The sequence below is a fragment of the Vibrio sp. 10N.247.311.47 genome, assembly GCF_041467535.1.
In the GTDB taxonomy this organism is placed as follows: Bacteria; Pseudomonadota; Gammaproteobacteria; order Enterobacterales; family Vibrionaceae; genus Vibrio; species Vibrio crassostreae_C.
Window position 1 is genome coordinate 1 of sequence record NZ_JBFSUR010000097.1, and the last position, 1,627, is coordinate 1,627.

At 50.4% G+C, this 1,627-nt stretch carries 2 protein-coding genes; both read right to left on the bottom strand.

The genetic code is table 11. The annotated features are described in order from the left end of the window. On the bottom strand, positions 1-263 hold a 263-nt coding region (locus AB6E51_RS24350), incomplete at its 3' end, for a type IV conjugative transfer system protein TraV (protein ID WP_372140300.1). A 7-nt stretch (positions 264-270) separates the two neighbouring features. Continuing rightward, on the bottom strand, positions 271-1,620 hold the full coding sequence (locus AB6E51_RS24355) for a TrbI/VirB10 family protein (protein ID WP_372140302.1): 1,350 nt from the start codon (positions 1,618-1,620) through the stop codon (positions 271-273). Between the last annotated feature and the right edge of the window lie 7 nt (positions 1,621-1,627).

A 1,627-nucleotide genomic window follows, 5' to 3' on the forward strand; every position in this document is an offset into this window, starting at 1 on the left:
ACCACTTTGCGCACCGTGTCTGGGGTGCGGGTTGGGTGTCCTTCACGATCTCGCCTTGGTAGGAAAGCAAACGGATTGCTTGCAAGAAGGGTGGCATCGAGTTGGCCTTGTTCTGCGGGCGCATTAATATTGTTGCGGATTTCATCCATGCTTTGACAGCCTGGTGTGCCTCCGATTTTTTGGCAGCTGAACTCATCTTGGAATCCAGCAGAGCACCCTGTGAGCGCGCCGATAAGCAGCGCCATAAAAAGCGTTTTCTTCATGGTGTTGTTACCTTAATTGTGGGGTCAGTTCGTTGGCGAGTGGGTTGAGCGTTATCGTCTCCATGATGGTGCTCGGCTGAGTTTGTTCATTCGCCAGTTTTTCTTCATAGCGCTCGACGCCCTCATCATCGAGAGGAAAACCTTGAGTGAAGACGATGTTCACAAGTCCCCCCGGATTGATTTCGATGAATGGGTGGTAAAGTTCGGCAAGGGCAATGTAGTAATCTGATAATTTACTGCCTACTTCGGAGGTGGCGTTGCCCAATAAGCTTAATCCTACGTCTTCGCTGTTGATGCTGGAGGTTGAGCCTAGTGCGGAGGTGGACGTTGTGCTGGCCAATCCTGCCCCTGTTTCTCCTAATCCCGTCAGGATGCCGGAAATTCCCGCCATTTGGATGATTTTGCCGTTGCGTAAGAGAGATGTGCCGCGAATGCCGTTACGGCCAAAGTTAAAGACGGTGCCTTGCACGGGAATATCGAGAATGTTGCCATCACGAATGCAACTTATCGTGTTTGTGCGAACAACACCGCGACTCGATGACAGGTCACCATAGACACTGCCAACGATAGTGCAGTCCATCAAGTGTGTTTTTTCGCCATTGGGTAAGATGCCCTCATGCACGGTTTGGAGCACAATCGGTGCGGTATCACTTTGTCCGAACACGCCGGCATTGGCGTCTGCGCCCCCGGTAATTCTAGCTGTGACAAACGTCCCTGAGGGGACGTAGTTCTCCGTGGTGCGTCGGTAGCTCTCTTTTTCGCCAGACTCCCAGTGAAAATCAAAAGAATCGATGGCTTGACCTTGGTTATCAAAAGAAACGGTGTCTGAGGCGGTGTATTGGAAATCGTCTTTGTGTAAGTCATCGGTGGAGTAAGAGGGCGCTGGTTTTGGCGGTAAGGGTCTTGAGCCGAAGTTATCACCCACAAGTGTTTGCGCTGTGTCGCTTTGAGGCTCATCTAGCTCAAACGCACTTTGGTGGGGGGCGGTACGCGGCGCCTCACGGCTGTCTCGAAGCGCTTCGGTAAGCTCGTTGTTTTGTTTTTTTAATTGCGCGACGGTATTTTCATTTGAACTTATCAAGCGTGTCATGGTTTGGTTAAGCCTCTCAACTTCCTCCCTTGTATCTTCAATCTCTTGCCGCTGGATGGTTAACGCTGAGCGGTTGTCCTTTTCAGTAAAGTCATCGTTAATGATTTCACCGAAGTCGGGCGCGGGCGCTTCTGTTTTTGACGATGTAGAGAGGTCTGTACGGGGCTTTTTAAAGTGTTTAAAGGCAAAGAACATCGAGGCTAAAATGACCAGTGTGACAGCCGTAATGATTTGATTGCGTTTTTTACTCAGCTCATTGGCTTGCAATCCTGCG